General features: G+C 72.2%; 24 protein-coding genes. 10 read left to right on the top strand and 14 right to left on the bottom strand.

Features of this window, described 5'->3' with window-relative positions; genetic code table 11:
• Nucleotides 1-30: 30 nt before the first annotated feature.
• Both ABD296_RS39725 and ABD296_RS39720 read left to right on the top strand, forming a co-directional pair.
• Complete coding sequence (locus ABD296_RS39725) at nucleotides 31-1,605, top strand: acyl-CoA synthetase (protein WP_344280092.1); 1,575 nt, start codon at nucleotides 31-33, stop codon at nucleotides 1,603-1,605.
• A 242-nt stretch (nucleotides 1,606-1,847) separates the two neighbouring features.
• Entirely contained in the window at nucleotides 1,848-2,318 is a 471-nt protein-coding gene (locus ABD296_RS39720; RefSeq protein ID WP_344280089.1) for a MarR family winged helix-turn-helix transcriptional regulator, read from the top strand.
• On the opposite strand, the gene ABD296_RS39715 is transcribed toward ABD296_RS39720, so the two are convergent.
• The 3 genes from ABD296_RS39715 to ABD296_RS39705 are packed head-to-tail and all read right to left on the bottom strand — an operon-like array spanning nucleotide 2,315 to nucleotide 5,658.
• Nucleotides 2,315-2,893 carry a TetR/AcrR family transcriptional regulator gene (locus ABD296_RS39715; RefSeq protein ID WP_407061564.1) on the bottom strand — a complete coding sequence of 193 codons (579 nt, stop codon included), beginning with the start codon at nucleotides 2,891-2,893 and terminating at the stop codon, nucleotides 2,315-2,317. The genes ABD296_RS39720 and ABD296_RS39715 overlap by 4 nt on opposite strands.
• A 26-nt stretch (nucleotides 2,894-2,919) precedes the next feature.
• Complete coding sequence (locus ABD296_RS39710; protein WP_344280083.1) at nucleotides 2,920-5,037, bottom strand: YhgE/Pip domain-containing protein; 2,118 nt, start codon at nucleotides 5,035-5,037, stop codon at nucleotides 2,920-2,922.
• 33 nt (nucleotides 5,038-5,070) lie between these two features.
• Nucleotides 5,071-5,658 carry an ATP-binding cassette domain-containing protein gene (locus tag ABD296_RS39705; protein WP_344280080.1) on the bottom strand — a complete coding sequence of 196 codons (588 nt, stop codon included), beginning with the start codon at nucleotides 5,656-5,658 and terminating at the stop codon, nucleotides 5,071-5,073.
• A gap of 389 nt (nucleotides 5,659-6,047) precedes the next feature.
• On the opposite strand from ABD296_RS39705, the gene ABD296_RS39700 reads away from it, so the two are divergent.
• Entirely contained in the window at nucleotides 6,048-6,419 is a 372-nt protein-coding gene (locus tag ABD296_RS39700) for a DoxX family protein (protein ID WP_344280077.1), read from the top strand.
• Nucleotides 6,420-6,467: 48 nt separating this feature from the next.
• Here the strand turns inward: ABD296_RS39700 and ABD296_RS39695 are convergent, their stop codons facing one another.
• The 7 genes from ABD296_RS39695 to ABD296_RS39665 form a co-directional block, all read right to left on the bottom strand.
• Nucleotides 6,468-7,271, bottom strand: coding sequence for a hypothetical protein (locus tag ABD296_RS39695; protein WP_344280074.1), 804 nt, complete (start codon nucleotides 7,269-7,271; stop codon nucleotides 6,468-6,470).
• 94 nt (nucleotides 7,272-7,365) lie between these two features.
• Nucleotides 7,366-8,142, bottom strand: coding sequence for a hypothetical protein (locus ABD296_RS39690; RefSeq protein WP_344280071.1), 777 nt, complete (start codon nucleotides 8,140-8,142; stop codon nucleotides 7,366-7,368).
• An 83-nt stretch (nucleotides 8,143-8,225) separates the two neighbouring features.
• Nucleotides 8,226-8,906: a hypothetical protein gene (locus ABD296_RS39685; protein WP_344280068.1), complete on the bottom strand. Its 681-nt coding sequence runs from the start codon at nucleotides 8,904-8,906 to the stop codon at nucleotides 8,226-8,228.
• A 530-nt stretch (nucleotides 8,907-9,436) separates the two neighbouring features.
• Complete coding sequence (locus ABD296_RS39680; RefSeq protein ID WP_344280127.1) at nucleotides 9,437-10,135, bottom strand: TetR/AcrR family transcriptional regulator; 699 nt, start codon at nucleotides 10,133-10,135, stop codon at nucleotides 9,437-9,439.
• 165 nt (nucleotides 10,136-10,300) lie between these two features.
• Nucleotides 10,301-11,458, bottom strand: a complete 1,158-nt coding sequence (locus ABD296_RS39675; protein WP_407061563.1) for a lipid-transfer protein — start codon at nucleotides 11,456-11,458, stop codon at nucleotides 10,301-10,303.
• A gap of 29 nt (nucleotides 11,459-11,487) precedes the next feature.
• Nucleotides 11,488-11,940 carry a Zn-ribbon domain-containing OB-fold protein gene (locus ABD296_RS39670; RefSeq protein WP_344280062.1) on the bottom strand — a complete coding sequence of 151 codons (453 nt, stop codon included), beginning with the start codon at nucleotides 11,938-11,940 and terminating at the stop codon, nucleotides 11,488-11,490.
• A 27-nt stretch (nucleotides 11,941-11,967) separates the two neighbouring features.
• Complete coding sequence (locus ABD296_RS39665) at nucleotides 11,968-13,182, bottom strand: MFS transporter (RefSeq protein WP_344280059.1); 1,215 nt, start codon at nucleotides 13,180-13,182, stop codon at nucleotides 11,968-11,970.
• A gap of 79 nt (nucleotides 13,183-13,261) precedes the next feature.
• On the opposite strand from ABD296_RS39665, the gene ABD296_RS39660 reads away from it, so the two are divergent.
• The 4 genes from ABD296_RS39660 to ABD296_RS39645 all read left to right on the top strand — a co-directional run bounded on the left by ABD296_RS39660 (nucleotide 13,262) and on the right by ABD296_RS39645 (nucleotide 16,403).
• Nucleotides 13,262-14,179, top strand: a complete 918-nt coding sequence (locus tag ABD296_RS39660) for a LysR family transcriptional regulator (protein WP_344280056.1) — start codon at nucleotides 13,262-13,264, stop codon at nucleotides 14,177-14,179.
• A 75-nt stretch (nucleotides 14,180-14,254) separates the two neighbouring features.
• Entirely contained in the window at nucleotides 14,255-15,022 is a 768-nt protein-coding gene (locus ABD296_RS39655; protein WP_344280053.1) for an SDR family oxidoreductase, read from the top strand.
• An 8-nt stretch (nucleotides 15,023-15,030) separates the two neighbouring features.
• Nucleotides 15,031-15,990 (top strand): LLM class F420-dependent oxidoreductase, encoded by a 960-nt coding sequence (locus ABD296_RS39650; RefSeq protein WP_344280050.1) that lies wholly within the window; start codon nucleotides 15,031-15,033, stop codon nucleotides 15,988-15,990.
• Nucleotides 15,991-16,091: 101 nt separating this feature from the next.
• Complete coding sequence (locus tag ABD296_RS39645) at nucleotides 16,092-16,403, top strand: Fe-S cluster assembly protein HesB (protein ID WP_344280047.1); 312 nt, start codon at nucleotides 16,092-16,094, stop codon at nucleotides 16,401-16,403.
• Nucleotides 16,404-16,489: 86 nt separating this feature from the next.
• Here the strand turns inward: ABD296_RS39645 and ABD296_RS39640 are convergent, their stop codons facing one another.
• The 3 genes from ABD296_RS39640 to ABD296_RS39630 are packed head-to-tail and all read right to left on the bottom strand — an operon-like array spanning nucleotide 16,490 to nucleotide 18,895.
• On the bottom strand, nucleotides 16,490-16,693 hold the full coding sequence (locus ABD296_RS39640) for a hypothetical protein (RefSeq protein ID WP_344280044.1): 204 nt from the start codon (nucleotides 16,691-16,693) through the stop codon (nucleotides 16,490-16,492).
• A 31-nt stretch (nucleotides 16,694-16,724) separates the two neighbouring features.
• On the bottom strand, nucleotides 16,725-17,834 hold the full coding sequence (locus tag ABD296_RS39635) for a hypothetical protein (RefSeq protein ID WP_344280041.1): 1,110 nt from the start codon (nucleotides 17,832-17,834) through the stop codon (nucleotides 16,725-16,727).
• A complete protein-coding gene (locus ABD296_RS39630; protein ID WP_344280038.1) occupies nucleotides 17,831-18,895 on the bottom strand; it encodes a phosphotransferase family protein in 1,065 nt (354 codons plus the stop codon). Before ABD296_RS39630 ends, ABD296_RS39635 begins: the two co-directional genes overlap by 4 nt.
• A 127-nt stretch (nucleotides 18,896-19,022) precedes the next feature.
• Between ABD296_RS39630 and ABD296_RS39625 the strand changes: the two genes are divergently transcribed.
• From ABD296_RS39625 to ABD296_RS39615, 3 genes are all read left to right on the top strand, one after another.
• A complete protein-coding gene (locus tag ABD296_RS39625; RefSeq protein ID WP_344280035.1) occupies nucleotides 19,023-19,673 on the top strand; it encodes an MBL fold metallo-hydrolase in 651 nt (216 codons plus the stop codon).
• Complete coding sequence (locus ABD296_RS39620; RefSeq protein WP_344280032.1) at nucleotides 19,670-20,377, top strand: HAD family hydrolase; 708 nt, start codon at nucleotides 19,670-19,672, stop codon at nucleotides 20,375-20,377. Before ABD296_RS39625 ends, ABD296_RS39620 begins: the two co-directional genes overlap by 4 nt.
• A gap of 194 nt (nucleotides 20,378-20,571) precedes the next feature.
• Nucleotides 20,572-20,775 (top strand): PspC domain-containing protein, encoded by a 204-nt coding sequence (locus tag ABD296_RS39615; protein WP_344280029.1) that lies wholly within the window; start codon nucleotides 20,572-20,574, stop codon nucleotides 20,773-20,775.
• Nucleotides 20,776-20,791: 16 nt separating this feature from the next.
• Here the strand turns inward: ABD296_RS39615 and ABD296_RS39610 are convergent.
• A partial coding sequence (locus tag ABD296_RS39610) for a hypothetical protein (RefSeq protein WP_344280025.1) occupies nucleotides 20,792-20,993 on the bottom strand: 202 nt, incomplete at its 5' end.

The following is a 20,993-nucleotide window of genomic DNA, read 5'->3' as shown; positions in this document are numbered from 1 at the left end:
AGGCGCGATGACCCCTCCGGAGGACGTCCGATGGAGTACAACCACGCTGACCTGTTCGAAGGAGTCGCGGACGCGGTCGGGGACCGCGTCGCGGTGGTCTGCGGCGACCGGCGGCTCACCTACGCCGAGCTGGACGAGCACGCCAACCGGCTCGCGCACCACCTGGAGTCGGCGGGCGTGCGGCCCGGGCAGCACGTCGCGATGCAGCTCTACAACGGCGTCGAGTACGCGGCGGCGCTGCTGGCGGCGATGAAGATCCGGGCCGTGCCGATCAACGTCAACTACCGGTACGTGGAGAACGAGCTCCTCTACATCTTCCGGGACTCCGACAGCGTCGCGCTGCTGTACGACGTGGAGTTCGAGGACCGGGTGGCCGCGACGGTCCCGGACGCGCCGAAGCTGACGCATCTGGTCGCCGTCGGGGGCGCGCCGTCGATCGACGGCGCCGTCCGCTACGACGAGGCGCTGGCGGCGCAGCCGGGGACGCGCGGCTTCCCGGCCCGCTCGGCCGACGACACCTACATCATCTACACCGGCGGGACGACCGGGATGCCGAAGGGCGTCATGTGGTCGACCGAGCAGATGCTGCTGGCGTTCTGGAACCCGACGTTCCCGCGTCCGAACAAGCCGGAGGACGTCGTGGAGCTGGCCCGCAACGGCGGGCCGATGATCATGATGCCGATCGCGCCGCTGATGCACGGCGCCGCGCAGATGGCCACGTGGATCACCTGGTTCATGGGCGCGACGCTGGTCTACGACCGCAAGTTCGACGCCGCCGGGATCTGGCGGACGATCGAGCGCGAGAAGGTCAACTCGGTGACGATCACCGGCGACGCCATGGCGATCCCGATGGCGGAGGAGCTGGCGCGCGGCGGGTACGACACCTCGTCGCTGCTGGCGTTCGTGTCGACGGGCGCGATCCTGACCGGGACGGTCCGCGACCGGATCCAGAAGCTGCTGCCGAACACGATGATCCTGGACCGGTTCGGGTCGACGGAGTCGGGCTCGACGGCGGAGGCGACGGCGGCCTCGACCCCGGAGAAGGGGCTGAAGTTCGCGCCGGACGTGGACAACGTCACCGTCCTGGACGATTCGCTCCAGCAGGTGAAGCCGGGTTCCGGGGTGATCGGGCAGGTCGCGCGCACCGGCTACATCGCGCACGGCTACTACAACGACCCGGAGAAGACCGCCCGGACGTTCCCCGTGGTCGACGGGAAGCGCTGGCTGCTGACCGGTGACATCGCCACCGTCGAGGAGGACGGGACGATCGCCGTCTACGGGCGGGGTTCGCAGGCCATCAACACCGGCGGCGAGAAGGTGTTCCCGGAGGAGGTCGAGGCCGTCCTCAAGGGGCATCCGGGCGTGTACGACGCGGTGGTGACGAGCGTTCCGGACGAGCGCTGGGGCAACCGGGTCGCGGCGGTGATCCAGCCGTCGGGCGAGCGGCCGGCGGCCGAGGACCTGGACGCGCACTGCCGCAGGGAGCTGTCGGGCTACAAGGTGCCGCGCGTGTACGCGTTCGTCCCGGAGATGAAGAGGTCGCCGGCCGGGAAGGCGGACTACCGCTGGGCGAAGCAGGTCGCCCGGGACGCGGAGGCCGGATAGCGGTCGGCCCCGAACCTTCGTGGGATCCGGGGCCAGGAGCGGACCGCCTGTTTAGTGGTCCTAACAAAAACCATCGTAGTGCCGCTCCTTTTGTGCCCCGGATCGCCGGAGGTGTCTCGTTCACCACAGCGGCCCGCCGCCTCCACGCTGGTCTGTTCCGTCACCGAACCACTAGACTCTCCCGTGGAGAGTCGCTCCGAATCTGAGTCTCTCTAGAGTAGAGAAATAGGGGAGAGGTGGGCGTGTCGATCCCGGACCGCGAGCGGATGATGGCGGAACTGCAGCAGGGGATGCAGCGCTCCACGATGTTCACCGTGCTGCTGCACCACGCGACCGCGAGCAAGGCGGGGATGAACGTCACCGACGCCCAGTGCGTCAACGCCCTCACCCTCGACGGCCCGCAGACCCCCGGACGGCTCGCCGAGCTGATGGGCATCACCACCGGCGGCGCCATCACCGCCGTGATCGACCGGCTGGAGAAGGCCGGCTACGTCAAGCGCACCCGCGACCCCGACGACCGCCGCCGCGTGATCGTCGAGCTCGTCCCGGAGAACGTCGCCCGGTTCGGCGAGTACTTCGAGCCCATCGCCCGCGTCTTCCGCGAGCGCCTCGCGTCCTACACCGACGATCAGGTCGCCGTCCTCCTCGACTGGATCACCGCCAACAACGCCGCCATGCCCGGCGTGATCGAGCAGGTCCGCAACCTGCCCTAGACCGCGGTGAGGCGGCCGCGCAGGAGTGCCATGAGGGTGGCGTGGACGTCGGTGAAGGAGCGGTCCGGGTCGAGGGCGCGCCAGTCGAGCGCGACCGTCAGGACCATGCCGAACACCGCGGACGCGGCGGTGCCGGTGTCGAGGTCGGCGCGCAGGTCGCCCGCCTCGACGGCGGCGCGCAGCACGTCCGCGACGACGCCGATGGCGCGCTCCCGGATGAGCCGCGCCGTGTGCTGCCAGTCGCCGCCCGACCGCCACGTCTCGGCGATCAGCAGCCGGGCGAACGACTCGTGCTCGCCGATGAACGCCAGCTCCGCGCTCACCACGGCCTCCAGCGCGTCCAGCGGCGGGCGGCCGGACGCGGCGTCCCGCAGCGCGGCGGCGAGGCGGTCCACCCCGTACTCCAGCAGCGCCGCGAACAGCGCGGACTTGCTGCCGAAGTTGTAGTAGACGGTGCCCTTGGCGACCCCGGCGCGCTCGGCGATCTGGTCGACGGTGGTGGCGGCCAGCCCGCTCTCGGCGATCAGCTCGATCGCCGCGGTGAACAGCTTCTCCCGGGTCGCGCTGCGCGCCACGTCCCTGCCTCCCACGATCGGGCCTTCTAGAGCTCCAGCGCCGGGTGCAGGCGCTTCATCGTCCACACCCGGTTGTGCCGGACGGCGAGGGCGGTGAGCGCGAGCCCGCCGGCCAGGAACGCGACCAGCACCGCACAACCCTGCCATACCGAGGTCAGGTCGCCGCCACTGATCAGGTGCCGGACGGCGTCGACGACCCACGGCATCGGCAGCCACGGCCGGATCGCCTGGAAGAAGCCGGGGCTCGTCTCGATCGGGTAGGTGCCGGCGGCGGAGGTGAGCTGGAGCATCAGCAGTGCCAGCGCGATGATCCGGCCGATCGGCCCGAACCGCGCGTTCACCCACTGGATCACGGCGAGGAACGCGGCGGACGCCAGCATCAGGAAGCCGGCGAGCCCGGCCCAGTGCTCGGCGCGCAGCCCGAGCGCGAAGTGCAGAACGGCCAGGACGACACAGGCCTGCGCCGCGCCGATCACCGCGGCGGGCAGCCAGCCGGCGAGGGCGACGCGGCGGCCGGGCGCGGTGCCCGCGAGCGCGCGCGGGTTCAGCGGCCGCAGCAGCATGTAGATGATCATTCCGCCGACCCACAGCGACAGCGGCACGAAGAACGGCGCGAAGCCGGTGCCGTAGTTCGGCGCCTTGTTGTCGGTGGAGCTCGCCAGGCGCACCGGGTTGCTCATCATGTCGTCGCGCGCGTTCCGCTCGCCGTCGGAGTAGGAGGGGATCTGCGCGACGCCGTCGTTCAGCCCTTGGGCGAGTTCCTGGTTGCCGTCGGCGATCTGGGCGAGTGCCGTCTCCAGCGTCACCGCGCCGCCGGAAAGCCGCCCGAGGCCGTTCTCCAACCGCCCCGCGCCGCTCGACAGCGTGCCCAGACCGCTCGTGAGCTGGGACGATCCGGACAGCAACTGGCCCGCGCCCGCGTTCACCTGCTTCGTCCCGGCGTTGAGGCGGTCGACGTCGCGGCGGGCCTTGTCGACCTTCGCGGCGAGGGACGGGGCGTCCTTGGCGAGCGTGCGGGCGGCGGTCTCGACGGTCCGGGCGTCGGCGGCGACCTTGCGCAGGTCGCCGGTGTGGTCGCGGATGTAGCCGTCGACCTGGCGGGCGACGGTGACGACCTGCGCGGCGCCCCGTGACAGGTCCTGCCGGACGTTCGCCGGCACCTCCGGGTGCGCGGCGAGGTAGGCCTTCAGCTCGGCCTGCGCCTTCTCGGCCTGCTGCACGGCGGCGCCGGTCTGCGCGGGCAGCCGCCCGGCGCCGTCGGCAAGGACATCCGCGCCCTGCGCGACGAGCAGCGCCGCCTGCCGGATCTCGGGCGCGCGGTCGCGCAGCAGCGGGACGAGGGTGTCGCCGGCCTTGTCGACGGTGGTGGTCAGCTTCTGCATGCCCGCCGCGACCTGCCCGGTTCCGGTGTGCAGGTCGTCCAGTCCGGACGTGAGCCGCCCGCCGCCCGCCCGGGCCTCGTCGATGCCGCCCTTCAGCTTCCCGGCCCCGGTCTTCGCGTCGCCCGCGCCCTTCGCGAGCTTCCCGGCGCCGTCGTGGGCCTGCCCCGACCCGCCGGCGAGCTGGTCCGCGCCGTCGGCGGCCTTGCCGAGCTTCGTGTGGAGCTTGTCGAACGACAGGAAGATCTGGTCGAGGTAGCCGTGCACGGCGTTCCCGCTCGCGGCGGCGCTGATCTCCTTGAACGCGGCCTGCGCGAGCGTCCCGACGACGTAGTTGTTCGCGTCGTTCAGCTGGAGCCGGAGCCCCGCCGCCGTCGGCGTCCCGCTCCCGGACGGCGACGCGATGCGCGCGCTGAAGTCCGCCGGGATCGTCAGCGACATGTAGTACGTCCCGGACCGGACGCCGTCCGCCGCCTTCTCCGCCGACACCGTCTTCCAGTCGAAGACCTGCCGCTTCTTCAGCTCTCCGGCGAGATCGGCGCCCGCATGGACCGTCTTGCCGTCCGCCTTGGCGGGCTCGTCCTGGACGACGAGGGCCACCGGCACGTGCCGCAGCCGTGCGTACGGATCCCAGAACGACCAAAGGTAGAGACCCGCATACAGCAGCGGCAGCAGTACCAGCCCGGCCAGCGCGATGCGCGTCAGCCGGTTCCGGCTGAACCGGCGCAGTTCCAGACCGCCCGGCGTCAACGCGGGAAGCCTCATCGGGGGGATCTCCCTGTGTCTGAAGGGGGCGAGCTAGGGCAGGTGGACCACGGTCTGGGCGAGGCCCATGGCGGGAGCCGCGTCGTGGCAGGTGGCGATGACGGTGACGCCGGAGTCGGCGATGGTGCGAAGGCGCCGCCAGAGCGGGCGCTGCCGGTCGGCGGCCAGGCCCTCGTCGACGTCGTCCAGCAGGAGAAGGCGGGGCTCGCCGACGAGCGCCAGCGCCGCACCCAGCAGCCGCGCCTCATCGGGATCGAGGTCCTCGGCGAGCGTGCGGGGATCGACGTCCAGGCCCGTGCGGTCGAGCGCGGCGCGCATCCGGGCGTTCCGCCCGCGGAACCGGCCGAGGGCGCCTTCGTGGAGCGCGAGCGCCTCCCGCACGTGCTCCCGGACGGTCAGCGCCGGATCGAGCCCGGTCACCCCGGCGACGATCCCGAGCGCCGCGATCCGCTGAACCGCGCGTAGGTCGTCCAGCGGGACCCCGCCGACGGTGCCGGTGCCCGCGGCCGGCTTCATCCGCCCGCCGAGGGCCAGCAGCAGCGCGGTGCGCCCGGACCCGGCGATGCCGCTCACCGCGGCGAGGCCGCTGGCCTCCACGTCCAGGTCCACGTCCCGGAACACCCATCCGCGCGGGCCGCGGAGCGAGAGGCCCCGCGTCCGGATGGCCGCCCCGCCTCGTCCGGTACCGGGGCCGCGGCGGGCTCCGGGAAGGCCCCCGCCCGCCCCGGAGCCCGCGGCGGGTCCAGAGACGGCCGCGGCGGTCCCCCCGGCCGCGGCGACCGCCCCTGGAGTCTCGGTTGCCATCGGTACCTCCGCGAGCGCTTTTGCACTGACCGGTCAGTACAAAGATAGCTCTGCGAAGAAACCGAACACACCCGCCGAAACGGTGACATCAGACACGTGACCGCTCCGCCGCACGTCACACGGATCCCGGGCGGTGACCTCGGTCACACCGGCCCGCCGGCGCCCCGCTCTATTGGACGCTGCGTCTGATCTGCCAGACTTCGGGCATGACCGACTCGTCGCGCGCGACGCGCCGCCTCGTCGCCCTCATGGCCGGCATGGGCGCCGCGCACATGATCGCCCCCAGGCCCTTCGACGCGATCATCCCGAAGGGGCTCCCCGGCAGCCCCCGGACCTGGACCTACCTCAGCGGCGCCGCCGAACTCGCGTGCGCCGCCGCGGTCGCGTACCCGCGCACCCGCCGCGCCGGCGCCCTCGCCACCGCCGGGCTCATGGCGGCCGTCTTCCCCGCCAACGTCAAGATGGCCCACGACTGGCGCGACAAGCCCCTCCCGCTCCGCGCCGCCGCCTACGGCCGCCTCCCCTTCCAGGCCCCCCTCATCGCCTGGGCCGTCCACGTCTCCCGCAAGGCGGGCTGAAAGACGAGCGGGCCGGTCCGCACCGGACGGAGCGGACCGGCCCCCGCGTCAGGACGCGTTCGCCATCTCGGCGTACGTCTTGGTCTTCGTGTACGAGTCGAAGATCGCCGTGTTGTTGCCGGCGGCGGACGGCAGGCCCGCGCGGAAGTCGGCGATCCCGTTGAGGATGCCGTTCCAGCCGCAGCCCGACGACTTCGATACGGCGAACGCGTTGTCGACCGGCGTGGAGGCGATGACGTTGTCGCCGACGGTGTGCGGTCCCGTACCGGTGATCGGCTTGTTCGGGGGCGGCGGGTCCGTCGTCACGTAGGTCAGGTTGAGCACGATGGGGTCGGCGTCGCTGCCGATGTAGCAGGTGTCGCCGAGCAGCGGATTGATGGTCTTGATCTTGAGCTTCAGCCGCAGCGCGACCTTGGGCGCCGGGGACAGCTCCGGGTCGGCGGCCATCTGCGGCTGCGCGCTGATCTGCAGCAGCGGGATGAAGTCGGTGCCGTCGACGCCGAGCACGCCGCCCTTCACCCGCTGGGGCTCGGCCCGCATCGGCCCGAAGACGGCCCAGGACTCCAGGGTGACCGGGTCGTAGCCGTTCGCCCAGGTCATCTTGATCGGCTGGGTGATCGTCTGGTCGATGGACCCGATCTTCAGCTCCCCGCCGCCGATCACCGTCACGCTGCACGCCGAGAAGGTCGGGTCGTATCCGGCCGGCAGCCGGTCGGCGGCCGGGCAGTCGCTGAAGTCCAGGCCGGGCGGGATGTCGTCGGCGCTCGCCGGCCGGGACGGGCCGGTGACGGCCAGGGCGGCGAGCCCCGCGCCGAGCGCCGTGGCGGTGAGCCGCCTGAAGGGTGCTCTCATCGTGTCAACTCCATGGAGGGTGGGGGAGGCCCGCACCCGCGCGGCGGGGAGGGGCGGGCGCGGGCCGGTGGCGGCGCGGCGGTCGCGCGCCGGGCTAGGGGAGGTCGGTGTAGGTCTTGTAGGCCACGTACTGGTTGAAGATCGCCGTGTTGTGGCCCGCGGCGGACGGCAGCCCGGCGTACAGGTTGACGGCCCAGTTCTCCGCGCCGAGGTCCAGCCCGCAGCCGCCCGCCTTCGGCACCGCGAACGCGTTGTCGACGACGGTCGTCTTCAGCACGGTCGGGTTCGTCCCGACGACCTCGGGCGCGGAGCCCTGGATCGGGGTGTTCGGCGGGGGCGGGTTCGTGGCGCCGATGCCGAGGTGCAGCGCGATCGGCGCGGAGTTGGAGCCGATCGTGCACCTGGAGCCGAGCAGCGGGTTCTGGACGTTCACCTTCAGATTCAGGTTGAGCCTGCCGCCGTCGGTGTCGACCCCGCCCGCGTACTGCGGCTGCGCGTAGATCGCGGTGACGAACGGGTCGCCGAACAGGCCCGGCTGGACGAGGAAGCGGCTCGCCTTGAACGACCCGAAGAGCGTGTACGACTCGAGCGTCACGGGGTCGAACCCGGTCGTGTAGGTGAGCGTGATCGGCGAGGAGATCGTCTGCTCGATCGAGCCGAGCTTCATCGTCCCGCCGTAGGTGACGGCGACGTTGCACTGCGCGAACGACGGGTCGGCGCCCGCGGGCAGGGCCGGGCAGTCGGAGAAGTCGAAGGCCGGCAGGGTGTCGGCGGACGCGGCGGGGGCCGCGGCGAGGCCGCCGACCAGGCCGCCGGCGAGGGACAGGGCGGCGGCGCCGGCCTGGAGCCGGCGGCGGAGGGACGGGCGCATGGTGCCTCCGGGCGAAGGGGTGGGACGGGCCGTGGGAGCACGGCCCGTCCCGTGGGGGTGGGGTCGGGGTCAGCGGGGCGGGATCACGGGCCGAGCGTCAGGTCGGCCCCGCCCGGGTCGGTGACGATCTGGAAGTTGCCGTTCGCCGAGGCCGACGGCGGGCACTTGGAGTCACCGGAGAGGAACTGCAGGGACTGGCCGGCGAGCTTGCCCTGCCCGTGCGAGTTCGACGGGACCGGCTTGTTGGCGTTCGCCGGGTTGTAGACGTCGATGCTGAGCGCCGTCGAGGTGGTCAGGCCGTAGTGGCATTCCATGCTGGGGATCCCCCAGTTGGGCAGCGTGAGGACGGCCTTGATGTCCACGGACGGATTGGGCGCGTCGATGACGATCCTGCCGTCGCGGCCGCCGCTCACCGGCGCGTAGTCGACGTGGCCGCCGGAGTACGGCGCGTTGAGGGCGGTGATCGTGGTGGTGCCGCCCTGGTTGTTGGTGCAGCCGGTGAGCGACACGCTGTTGAGCTTGCCGCCCGTGCCGTCGGACTGGGTGTAGGCGCCGAGGGACGCGCTCGTGCAGGTGTTGACGAGCGGGCCGAGGCTGCTGAGCCCGGACAGCGTCACGTTGCCGAGGTTGGTGGCGAGGACGTCGCCGGTGTACGGGGAGCCGCCGGAGGTGATGGTGCCGGACGCGAGGGCGGAGCCGGCCAGGCCGATGAGCAGCGCGGTGGAGCCGACGAGCGGAATGGCGATCGTGCCGAGCTTTCTCATGCTGTCTCTTTCAGGGTGGGAGACGCGGGGAGCACGGCGTCCGCACGGCCTGGGCCCGGGACCGCGCCGTGGACGCCGCAGCAACCGGACAGAATCATGAATGACGGCGTTCATCAAGAGGGGGGCCATTCCGGCGCGGCCCTCGGCCGGGTTTCAGCTTTCGGGTTATGGCGCCGGTCGATGTCCGAATATGACCGACGCTCCGGTGTGATAGCGGTCACGCTCGGTGGAGGCCGCCGGTGAACGCGCAGGTGCGCGGTGACCGGGTGGCCGCACCGGATCTGACTGGCCGGTCATTCCGGTTCCCGGGCTCGCTGGCCGTATCCGGCCACCGGTTTCCCCGACCTTCCCGGTCTCCGCTGGCATCGCGGGCTTCAACTGGACCAATGCGCCCCGGCGACGGCGCGGGCAGCGCCGGGACGGCCCGGACCGGGCGCGGCATACGCTAATGAAAAACGGCCGCGTTTCCGAAAAGTGCGCGCCCGCTGCCAACTCCCGCGAGCCCGCCGGAATGGCCGCCGGCCGCCGCTCTACTCACTCCAGGACGCCCGCGACTCCCGCGCCGCGGATTCCGGTTCGCGGGACGGCGCGTCCGGCCCCCAGCGGTCCGGATCCGGCGCCGCGAACGTGTGGAGCAGGCCGTCGCGCAGCTCCGGGAGGCTTTCGGTCTCGCCGCGCGCGATCCGCGAGTACGCGACCTGGTAGATCCCGCCGACGATGGTCTCCGCCATCAGCTCCGGATTCGGGTAGTGCGGGAACAGCTCGTGCATGTTGTCGGTCACGACCTGCGCGAACGCGGCCAGGGCGCGGTCGCGGCGCTCGGCCGCGAGCGGGCCCGCCGACATCGACTCCACGACGCACATCCGCGCCGCCCGCGGGTTTTCGGACAGGTAGCCCAGCAGCGCGCCGAGGCTCGCCCGCACCCGCCCGGTGGCGTCCGGCTCGCCCTGATAGGCGTGCACGACGCGGTCCATCATCTGCTCGACGACGACGTCACTGGCCCGCAGAAAGGCGTCGTCCTTGTTCTTGAAATGGACGTAGAACGTCGCCCGCGAAACGCCCGCATTGGCGATGATGGAATCGACGGTCAGGGCGCGGTATCCGTCGGTCCCGGCGATTTCCACGACGGCGGAGAGAATGCGCGCGACCTGGTGCCCGGCGACATAGTCGCGGGACAGCCGGTGCCGGCCGGAGGGAAGCCGCCGCAGGTCCCCGCCGTCCCGGTCCATCGTCACCCCCGCGCTCGCCGTCGCCGTCGCCGTCCGGCCGGTTCTCCACGGGCGGACTCCCCGCCGGTGGAACATCCACCGGCGGATCGTCTCATGCCGGACGCCGCGCGCCCAGAGCCCGCCGCGCGCCCAGAGCCCCCAGAGCCCACGGCGCGGCCGGAACCGTCAGCGGACCGCGATCATCGCGGAGCCGTGCCCGAACAGGCCCTGGTTGACCGCGATGCCCGCGCGGGCGCCCTCGACCTGGCGGCCCTCCGCCTGCCCGCGCAGCTGCCAGGTCAGCTCGCAGACCTGCGCGATCGCCTGCGCCGGGATGGCCTCGCCGAAGCTCGCGAGCCCGCCGCTCGCGTTCACCGGGACCCGCCCGCCGAGCGTTGTCGCGCCGGACCGCAGCAGCTCCTCGGCCCCGCCGACCTCGCACAGCCCGATGTCCTCGTACCAGTCGAGCTCCAGGGCGGTGGACAGGTCGTACACCTCGGCGAGCGACAGCTCGTCCGGGCCGATGCCGGCCTCCTCGTAGGCGGCGTGCGCGAGCGAGGCCCGGAACGGGCGCTCCGGCTCGGGCACCGCGAGCGCCGAGTCCGTCGCGAAGTCGGGCAGGTCGACGACGGTCTTGGGGAACGTCGGCGTCACCGTCGACAGCCCGGACAGGCGCACCGGGTCCGCGAGGCCGTGCCTGCGCGCGAACTCCATCGACGTCAGCACCAGCGCGGCGCCGCCGTCGCTGGTCGCGCAGATGTCCAGCAGCCGCAGCGGGTCGGCGACGACGGCGGACTCGCGGACGTCCTCCAGCGTCACCTCCTTGCGGTACCGGGCGTTCGGGTTGGCGAGCCCGTGCCGGGCGTTCTTCACCTTCACGGCGGCGAAGTCGTCGAGCGTCGCGCCGTGGATCGCCATCCGGCGGCGCGCGTACAGCGCGAAGTAGATCGGGTTGGTCGCGCCGAGGAGGCGGAACCGCAGCCAGTCCGGGTCGTCCGGGCGGTCGCCGCCGACGGGCTTGAAGAAGCCCTTCGGTGCCGCGTCCGCGCCCACGACCAGCGCCACGTCGCACAGCCCCGCCAGGATCTGCGCGCGCGCCGACGCGATCGCCTGCGCGCCGGACGCGCACGCCGCGTAGCAGCTGGACACCCGCGCGCCGTTCCAGCCGAGCGCCTGCGCGAACGTCGCGCCCGAGACGAACCCGGGGTAGCCGTTGCGGATGGTGTCGGCGCCCGCCACGTACTGGACGTCCGGCCAGGCCAGCCCGGCGTCGGCCAGCGCGGCGCGGGCCGCGGCGAGGCCGTACTCAACGAAGTTGCGCCCCCACTTGCCCCACGGGTGCATGCCCGCGCCGAGGACGGCGATGTCGCGACTCACTTGACCGGCCTCCACATCCAGACGGTGTACTCGGCCTCGTCGTCCTCGTAGAGGACGCCCTCCGTCAGTTCGACCTCCATGCCGACCTCCAGGTCGTCCACGGTGCAGCCGGGCGCCACCTGGCCGAGCACGACCATCTTCTCGGCGTCCAGCTCGACGGCCGCGACGGTGTAGGGGACGAACGGGTCGGGCGACACGTACGGGGCCGGCGGCTTGTAGCGCGAGTCGGCGTACGACCAGACGCGCCCGCGTGCGGACAGCGCGTACTCGGCCAGCTCCGAGCCGTCCTTCGGGCCGGTGCAGCGCGGGTTCCGGCAGGCCAGCTCGTTGCGCGGGAAGTAGGGCGTCCCGCAGGACGAGCAGCGCGTGCCGAGCAGCCGCACGTTCCCGTCCTCGGCGGTGAACCAGCCTTCGACGGCCGGAAGGCGTTTCTTGGCGGTGGTGGTCACGCGCGCAGATTAACAACCAAGCGTCTGTTAGAAAGAGCGGTGTCCCACCCAGCGGGCAGACTTCATCCCGGCGGCGGCCAGCAGCGCGACGCCCAGCAGGACCAGGACGTACAGGCCGGTACCGGTCCAGTGGCCGCGCTCGTAGGCGACGCCGCCCGCCGTCCCGCCGATGCTGCTGCCCAGGTAGTACGCGAACAGGTACAGGCCGGACGCCTGCGCGCGGGCCGTCGACGCCCGCCGCCCGACCCAGCCGCTCGCCACGGCGTGCGTCCCGAAGAACCCGACCGTGAAGACGAGCAGCCCGAACCCGACCAGAGGGAGGACGGCGGGCAGCGTCAGACACAGCCCGGCCGCCGCCAGCGCGATCGACCCGACCAGCACCTTGCGGCGCCCGGACCGGTCCGCGAGGATCCCGGCCCGCGCGGACGCCGCCGACCCCGCGACGTTCATCACCGCGATCATGCTGACCACGGCGTACGGAAGGTGGAACGGCGCGTCCAGCAGCCGGTACGTCAGGAAGTTGTAGACGGTGACGAACCCGGCCATCGCGGTCAGCGCGACCAGGTAGAGGCGCCGCAGGCCGGGGTCGCGCAGGTGGGTGAGCAGTGGCCGGTAGTCGACGCGGGCCGGCCGGAAGAACCGCGACGGCGGCAGCAGCAGCCAGAACGCGACCGTGAACGCGAGCGCGAGGAACCCGGTCGCCGCGAGCGCCCACCGCCAGCCCGCGACGTCGGTGACCAGGCCGGGGACGATCCGTCCGAGCACGCCGCCGATGCCCGTCCCGGCGACGTAGCGGCCCATCGCACTGCCCAGGTGCTCGCCGTGCACCTCGTCGGCGAGGTAGGCCATCGCGACGGCGGGCACCCCGGCGAGCGCGAGCCCCTGGACCGTCCGCACCGCGGCGAGCGCGGTGAACGAGGTGCACAGCGGGATCAGCAGCCCGACCAGCGCGGACGCCACCGACGACACGATCATCACGCGCGTCCGGCCGTACCGCTCCGACAGCGAGCTGACCGGGATGACCGCGAGCGCCACCGCGCCCGTGGCGAGCGAGACCAGCAGGCTCGACCGGGCGGGGGAGACGCCGAAGCCCTCCGACAGCTGCGGCAGCAGCGCCTGCGTGCAGTACAGCGACATGAACGTGGTGAGCCCGGCCGCGAAGAGGGCGAGGTTGACGCGGCGCAGGCCGGGTGAGCCCAGCCGGTGCCGTTCGGGAGCCTCCAGGGACGGTGCGATGGTCATGGATTCCAGCGTCCGCTTCCAGATCTCATGCGTCCAATGAGCATTTGCGCGGGAACCGATGCGGATTCATCATGAATGCATGGATCTGCAGAGTGTGCGGTGGTTCCTGGCGGTCGCCGAGCACGGGCATGTGACCAACGCCGCGTCCGAGCTGCGCGTCTCCCAGCCCGGACTGTCCCGCGCCATCGCCCGGCTCGAACGGGACCTGGACGCGCCGCTGTTCGACCGCGTCGGGCGCGGCGTCGCGCTCAGCCGCTACGGGCGGGTGTTCGCCGAGCACGCGCGGCGGCTCGTCGCCGAGGAGGAGGCGGCGCGGCGCGCGCTCGCGCAGGCCGCGGACCCCGAGCACGGCGAGGTGTCGCTGGCGTTCCTGCACACCCAGGGCCCGTCGTTCGTCCCCGGCCTGATCCGCCGGTACCGGAGCGACCATCCCGGCGTGACGTTCCGGCTCAGCCAGGACCGGTCCGAGCGGGTCGCGGCGATGGTGCTGGACGGCCGCGCCGACCTCGCGATCACCAGCCCGCGCCCGGCCGGCCACGCGCTGGCCTGGCGGCCGCTCGTCACCGAGCGGCTCCAGCTCGTCGTTCCGGCCGACCATCGGCTGGCGTCGCGTGCCCGGGCCCGGGTACGGGACGTCCTGGACGAGCCGTTCGTCGCGTTCCAGGAGGGGACGGGCCTGCGGGCGGTGACCGAGGAGCTGTTCGGGCTGTGCGGGGCCCGGCCGCGGATCGCGTTCGAGGGGGAGGAGACCTCGACCGTCCGGGGGCTGGTCGCGGCGGGGCTCGGCGTCGGGATCGTGGCGCCGCCGCCGGCGGGCGAGGAGATCCCGGGCGTCCGGCACCTCACCCTCGCCGACCCCGGCGGAGTGCGGACGATCGGCCTGGTCTGGGCGCCGGAGCGGACGCGCCCGCCCGTGGTGGAGGGCTTCCGCGCGTTCGTGCTGGAGTACGGCGGGGAGCTGGAACACGGCGGCGAACTGGACGGGGCAGCTAACTGACTCGTCAGTCACTTAGGCTACAGTGAACCGAGTCGGATTCTGTATTGAAGGGTCAGCCGAGAAGGGAAAACGCGGATGCGGACTGGACTTCAGGGGAAGACGGCCCTGATCACCGGGGCGTCCCGGGGCATCGGGAAGGCGATCGCCGTCGCCCTCGCCGCCGAGGGCGCCAACGTCGTCATCTCCTCCCGCAAGCAGGAGTCGCTGGACGCGGTCGCGGAAGAGATCCGCGCGGCCAGCCCCGAGGTCGGGGTGCTCCCCAAGGCCGCGCACGTCGGCCACGCCGACGAGGCCGCCGCCTGCGTGGACGCCGCCGTCGCCGAGTTCGGCGGCGTGGACGTCCTGGTCAACAACGCCGGCACCAACCCCTACTTCGGCCCGATGGCCGACATCGAGCCCGCCGCCGCCGCCAAGACCGTCGAGATCAACCAGTTCGCGATCGTCCAGTGGACGCAGCTCGCGTGGCGCGCGTCCCTCGCCGAGCGCGGCGGCGCGGTCATCAACATCGCCTCCGTCGGCGGCCTGTCCACCGAGCACGGCATCGGCTACTACAACGCCACCAAGGCCGCGGTGATCCACCTCAGCCGGCAGTTCGCGATGGAGCTGGCGCCGAAGGTCCGGGTCAACTGCATCGCCCCCGGCCTGGTCAAGACGCACCTCGCCCGCGCCCTGTGGGAGAACAACGAGGAGCAGATCGGCAAGCACATGCCGCTCGGCCGCATCGGCGAGCCCGAGGACATCGCCAACGCCGCGGTGTTCCTGGCCGGCGACACCGCGTCCTGGATGACCGGGCAGACCCTCGTCATCGACGGCGGCTCCACCATCCGCGCCTCGATCGCCTGAGGAGAGACATGTCGCGCTGGGGACTGACCATTCCGCTGACCGGCGTCCCGCTGGCCGAGCACCGCGAGATCGTCGCGGGCCTGTCCGAGCTGGGCTACACCGACGCCTGGTCCGCCGAGACCAACGGCACCGACGCCTTCACCCCGCTCGCCCTGGCGTCCCAGTGGGACCCGGCGCTGCGGCTCGGCCCGGCGATCGTGCCGGTCTACACCCGCGGCCCCGCCCTGCTGGCCTCGCACGCCGCCACCCTCGCCGACCTCGCGCCCGGACGGTTCGTCCTCGGCATCGGCACCTCGTCCGACACGATCGTCGAGCGCTGGAACGGCATCCCGTTCACCGAGCCGTACAAGCGCACCCGCGACACCCTGCGCTTCCTGCGCAAGGCGCTCGCCGGCGAGAAGGTCAAGGAGGACTACGAGACCTTCTCGGTCAAGGGCTTCAAGCTGGAGAACGCGCCCGCGACGCCGCCGCCGATCGTGCTGGCCGCGCTGCGTCCCGGCATGCTGCGGCTCGCCGCCCGCGAGGCCGACGGCGCGATCACCAACTGGCTCGCGCCGAAGGACGTCCGGACGGTCCGCGGCGAGCTCGGCGACGACCCGGAGCTGGTCGCGCGGCTGTTCGTCTGCCCGACTTACAACGCCGAGGAGGCCCGCGGCATCGGCCGCTGGATGATCGCCGCGTACATGAACGTGCCCGTCTACCGGGCGTTCCACCAGTGGCTCGGCCGCGGCGAGGCGCTGCGCCCGATGAACGAGGCGTGGGCCGCCGGGGACCGCAAGAAGGCCCTGGAGGTCATCCCGGACGAGGTCGTCGACGACCTGATCGTGCACGGCTCGCCGGAGGCGTGCCGGGCGCGGATCCGCGAGTACGTCGACAACGGGCTGACCACGCCGGTGCTGGCGATCGTCCCGGGCGGCGGCCTCTCACCGGCCGAGGCGGTGCGGGCCCTCGCCCCCAACGCCGGCTGAGACGTTCGTTACTCTCCGCGTCTCGAAGTTCGCCCGCCGTGATGGTTTACCCGACATCGCAGTGGGGAGGGTGGGGCAGACCCCCATCCGAACCGAACCCCATGAGACGTGAGGAGCTGATCGTGCTCACGCTGACCAGCGGTGCCGTCCAGGTCATCAATACCGTGACCGCGAATCCTGAGCTTCCGCCGGAGACCGGTATCCGCATCGAGTCCGGGCTCGACGGCTCGGACGCGCTGCGGCTCTCGGTGGCGCCCGCGCCCGAGGCCGGCGACCAGGTCGTCGAGGAGGCCGGCGCCAAGGTCTACCTGGAGCCGAACGTCGCCCAGCTGCTGGACGACAAGACCCTCGACGCCCAGGTCGACCCGCAGGGCGATGTGGCCTTCACCATCGCCGAGGGAACCGAGATGTGACATGACCGGCCCGCCCGCCGGGGCGGGGCCCGACATGAGGGGCCGGGGCACCGATCCGCAACGGATCGGTGCCCCGGCTGCGTTATTCAGCGAGCGGCCATCACGACCGCCACCACGGCGAAGACGAAGGCCGCCGTGGTCAGCACCAGGAACGCGGCGATCACCGCGCAGGCCAGCCCGCGCGGCTGGTCGCGCCAGGTCCCGTAGCGGTCGCGCACCTGCTGGTCCAGTCCCCTCCGCCGCTCCCGGCGCGCCTCGTCGTCCGGGTCCTGCGATGGCGGCGTCGTCACGGTGGCCAGTCTCGCAGAATCCACGCGGTGCTCAGGCTCCCTCGGGGAAGGACGGGTGCGGGCCGAGCGCCCAGTACTCGAACAGCCCGTGGCCGGTGGCGGCGTCTCCGGGCTCGGCGCCGTCCAGGTACTCGTAGCGGCCTACGGCGTCGACCATGCCCCACATGCGGGCCGCGTCGTCGGGCTTGCGGGTGTCATAGGTGACGCCCTGCACCTTCAGGTCGGGCCCCTGGTACATGCCGTGCTTCCAGTCCGGCTCCAGCCCGTACCCGGTGCCGACCATCAGGTGGACGGGCAGGATCGGCGTCGCGCGGATCTCGAACGGCTCGCCGCCCGGGGGAGCGAACCGCAGCGCCGCCGTCACCACGTCCCGCGTCCCCTCCGCGTATTCCGGACGGTATTCGGGACGTCCCAGGTACTCGGGCTCGCGGCCGTCCGGCCAGACGCGAGTGGCCTCCTCCAGCAGCCGGCGGCCCTTCTCGTCCTCCTGGAGGATGCACAGGATGGAGTGGTCCTCGAACTGCATCGGCGTGTAGAGCCAGTAGAACGTCCCGGCGTTCTTCACCTGGATGCCGGGCGGCTCGGGCTCGCCGACCGGCCGGATGCCCCAGGAGCGGTCGCGCGAACCCCACCAGTGGTCGGGGGTGACGTCGATCGTCTCGCCCTCGATGGTGATCGTGCCCGTCCAGCGGCCGGTCTGGGCGAGGCGCCGCGAGTCGAACACGACGCGTTCCTGCCAGCGCAGGTAGTGCGGCGGTTCGAGCGTCGCGGGGATCGCCCCGTCCCAGGTCAGGTCGAACGACAGGCCGTGCCCGGTCTCGTCCAGCACGACCCGCAGCCGCTTCAGCCCCTCGATCACCTCGACGCGGAACGGCCCGACCGTCGTGTCCATGCGGTCGTTCCCGAGCTCCCGCGACGCCCGCACCACCTTGTGCAGCGGGCCCCGCCGGACGACCGCGAACGCGTCCATCACCCCGAGGTTCGGGTACTGCCCGATCCCGATGAGCATCATCATCTCGTCCGAGGACGGATGGACGTTGAAGTAGTACCGGTCGTAGAAGTTGCGGTCCGACGTCGTGACGTGCCGCATCACCTCGGGCGCCTGGTGGATCGGGTAGTCGTCGAGCGGGGAGAGGGTCACGCGTCGCCTCCGAGAATGCGCGCGAGCAGCTGCGAGCAGTTGTTGTTGTGGGGGAAGTCGGCGTCCTCGTCGATCCAGCCGAAGTCGATCATCGCCTGGCCGATCCGCGCCATGATCACCGAGAACTTGAAGCCGGACAGGATCTCGTAGTACGCCATGTCCCGCATGGGCCGCCCGAGCAGCTCCTCGTACCGGGCGATCGTGTCGGCGTAGGACGGGAAGCCCTCCAGCCGCGCCGCGCCGACGCCCTCGGAGTGGTGCCGGTCCAGGAACATGAACCAGGCGAGGTCCTCCTCCGGCGCGCCGAGCATCGCCGTCTCCCAGTCCAGGACCGCCGCCGGCACGCCCGACTGGAAGATCACGTTGCCGATGCGGGCGTCGCCCCACAGCGCGACCGGGTCGTCCGGCTCCTCGGGGCGGTTCGCCTTCAGCCAGGCCAGGGCCTTCAGCGCGGTCTCCTGCGGGCCCTTGTACGCCCAGTGCAGGTAGTGCTCGTAGTAGCCGAGCCGCTGCTCCAGGCCCGGCGCGCCCCACGCCGGCATGTCGAGGAACTCCAGGCCGAGCTCCTTGACGTCCAGCCGGTGCAGCCGCGCCATGATCTCCAGGGTGGACCACCACATCGCGGCCCGCTCGTCCGGCGCGACCCCGGTGACCCAGCCGTCCATGTGGTAGGGCGGCATGTCGGTCGGGACCTGCCCGTCGATGCGGCCCATCACGAAGAACGGCGCGCCGAGCACGTCGTCGGACGGCTCGTACCAGCGGATCGGCGGCACCGGGATGTCGGTCCGGTCGTCGAGGATCCGCATCAGCCGGTACTGCTCCTCGAACCGCGGCTCGGGGAAGATCTGGTAGTTCGCGGGCGCGACCCGCGCCACGTACGGCTCGCGCCTGCTGGTGCCGTCCTCGGTCCACTCGGCGTCGAACATCAGCGTCTCGCTGGAGAAACCGCTGGTCTGCGGCGTCTCCAGGTGCGGGACCGCCGCGCCGGGCAGCCGTTCGCCGAGCCAGTCCGCCAGTGCGGTCCTGGTGACCTCGGGATCGCGTTGGTCGGGAACGGGCATTGGCCGCCTCCTCGCTCCGGGGCACGCCCGAACTAGAACGAGTTCTAGTGGCGTTCACCGTGTTGTATCAGCGGCGCCAGGCCCGGTCAACGGTCCGTTCACCGGACCGGCGTGGAAAACTGGATCGATGCGTCTCACCAAGCTCGGCCACGCGTGCGTCCGGCTCGCGCAGGACGACCGCACCCTCGTCATCGACCCCGGCGGCCTCACCGGCGACGCCGACCCGTACGCCGGCGCCCAGGCCGTCCTCGTCACCCACGAGCACTTCGACCACTTCGACGCCGACGGCCTGCGCCGCGCCATGGCCGCCGATCCCGCGCTCGAGGTCTGGACGTCCCGGGTCGTCGCAGAGAACCTCGCCGACCTCGGCGGGCGCGTCCACCAGGTCGGACACGAGGACGCCCTCACCATCGCCGGCTTCGACGTGCACGTCTACGGCGAGGACCACGAGATCATGCACCCGGACCTGCCGCCGATCCCGAACGTCGGCTTCCTGGTGGACGGCGAGGTCTTCCACCCCGGCGACGCGCTGACCGTCCCCGGCGTGCCCGTCCCGACCCTGTGCCTGCCGGGCAACGCCCCGTGGATGCGGGCCGTCGACCTGTACGAGTACACCCGCGCCGTCCGCCCGGAACGCGCCTTCGCCATCCACGACGGCCTGCTCAACGAGGTCGGCCTGTCGGTGATGGAACGCGTTCTGACCGGCGCCGGCGAGGAACTCGGCAAGGAGTTCCGCCGCGTCGAGCCCGGCACCACCGTCGACCTGGGCCGCCCGTGACCCAGCACCCCCCGGCCCCCACCCCGGCGGACGTCCGCGTTCCCTCTCCCCGGTCGATCCAGGCGGTCTTCTTCGACATCGGGGAGACGCTCGTCAACGAAGGCGAGATCTACGGGCGGTGGGCCGACTGGCTCGGCGTCCCGCGGCACACGTTCCTCACCAAGCTGGGCGCGATCCTCGCCACCGGCGGCAGCCACCCGGACGTGTTCCAGTACTTCTCGCCCGGGTTCGACCTGGAGGCGGAGGAGAAGCGGCGCGCGGAGGCGGGCGTGCCGAACGGCTTCGGCGCCGACGACCTGTATCCGGACGCGCGGGCCTGCCTGAGCGCGCTGCACGGGCAGGGCCTCTACGTCGGCATCGCCGGGAACCAGCCGGTGCAGGCCGCCGAGCAGATGGAGGCCCTCGGGCTGGACGCCGACGTCATCGGCATCTCCGACGTCTGGGGCGTCGAGAAGCCGTCGCCGGAGTTCTTCGAGCGGTGCGCGCAGATCGCGGACGTTCTGCCCGACCGCGTCCTGTACGTGGGGGACCGCATCGACAACGACATGCGGCCCGCCATCGCGTTCGGGATGAAGGCGGCGTTCCTGCGGCGCGGCCCGTGGGGGCACATCCAGCGGGACGAGGAGACCCTCGCCGAATGCCTGTTCGTGCTGGACGGTCTGGACGGGTTGCCCGACCTGGTCGCCCGCCACAACGCCCCCTAAGGGACATCCCGTAATCCCCGAGGGGGACGCCCGGAGCGGCCGGACGTCCTCCTTTGGGGGATGACGGAACGGCCCGGACGGGCGATGTGGGGCCGGGTGCCCGATCCGTAGCGTGGACGTCGTGGCCGTGAGAACCGCGGTCCCCGGGCCCACCGCCCGGTGTTCACTCGAACGGATCGGGGAGACACACCATCATGAACGGCCTTTATCGTCCGCGTCACGGCAGGATCATCGGCGGCGTCTGCGCCGGTCTCGCGCAGCGGTTCGGCATGGCGCCGTGGACCGTCCGGCTGCTCGCCCTGCTGTCCTGCCTGCTGCCCGGCCCGCAGTTCGTGATCTACCTGGTGCTGTGGGTGATGCTGCCGAGCGAGGACCGCTACATGGCGCGCGCGCACTGATCCGGGGCGCGCCGGGTCAGTAACCGCTGATCAAGATCATCGGAACCGCTCGACCGGGCCCGCCCTTGGGTGTTAGATCGGTGCACAGCATCACAGGGGCGGCGGCACCGCGAGCGAACGGCACCGCGGCCCCGGGGAAGGAGCCGCGGTGCCGGAGCAGGGTCCGGGCCCGGGCCGGGCGGCGGGCGGCGGCGCCCGGGACGCGGGAGGCGGCGAGC

It is taken from the genome of Actinomadura napierensis (genome assembly GCF_039529375.1).
GTDB classification, from domain to species: Bacteria; Actinomycetota; Actinomycetes; order Streptosporangiales; family Streptosporangiaceae; genus Spirillospora; species Spirillospora napierensis.
The sequence above is the reverse complement of the archived record's forward strand: the minus strand, read 5'-3'. Positions and strand labels throughout refer to the sequence as shown.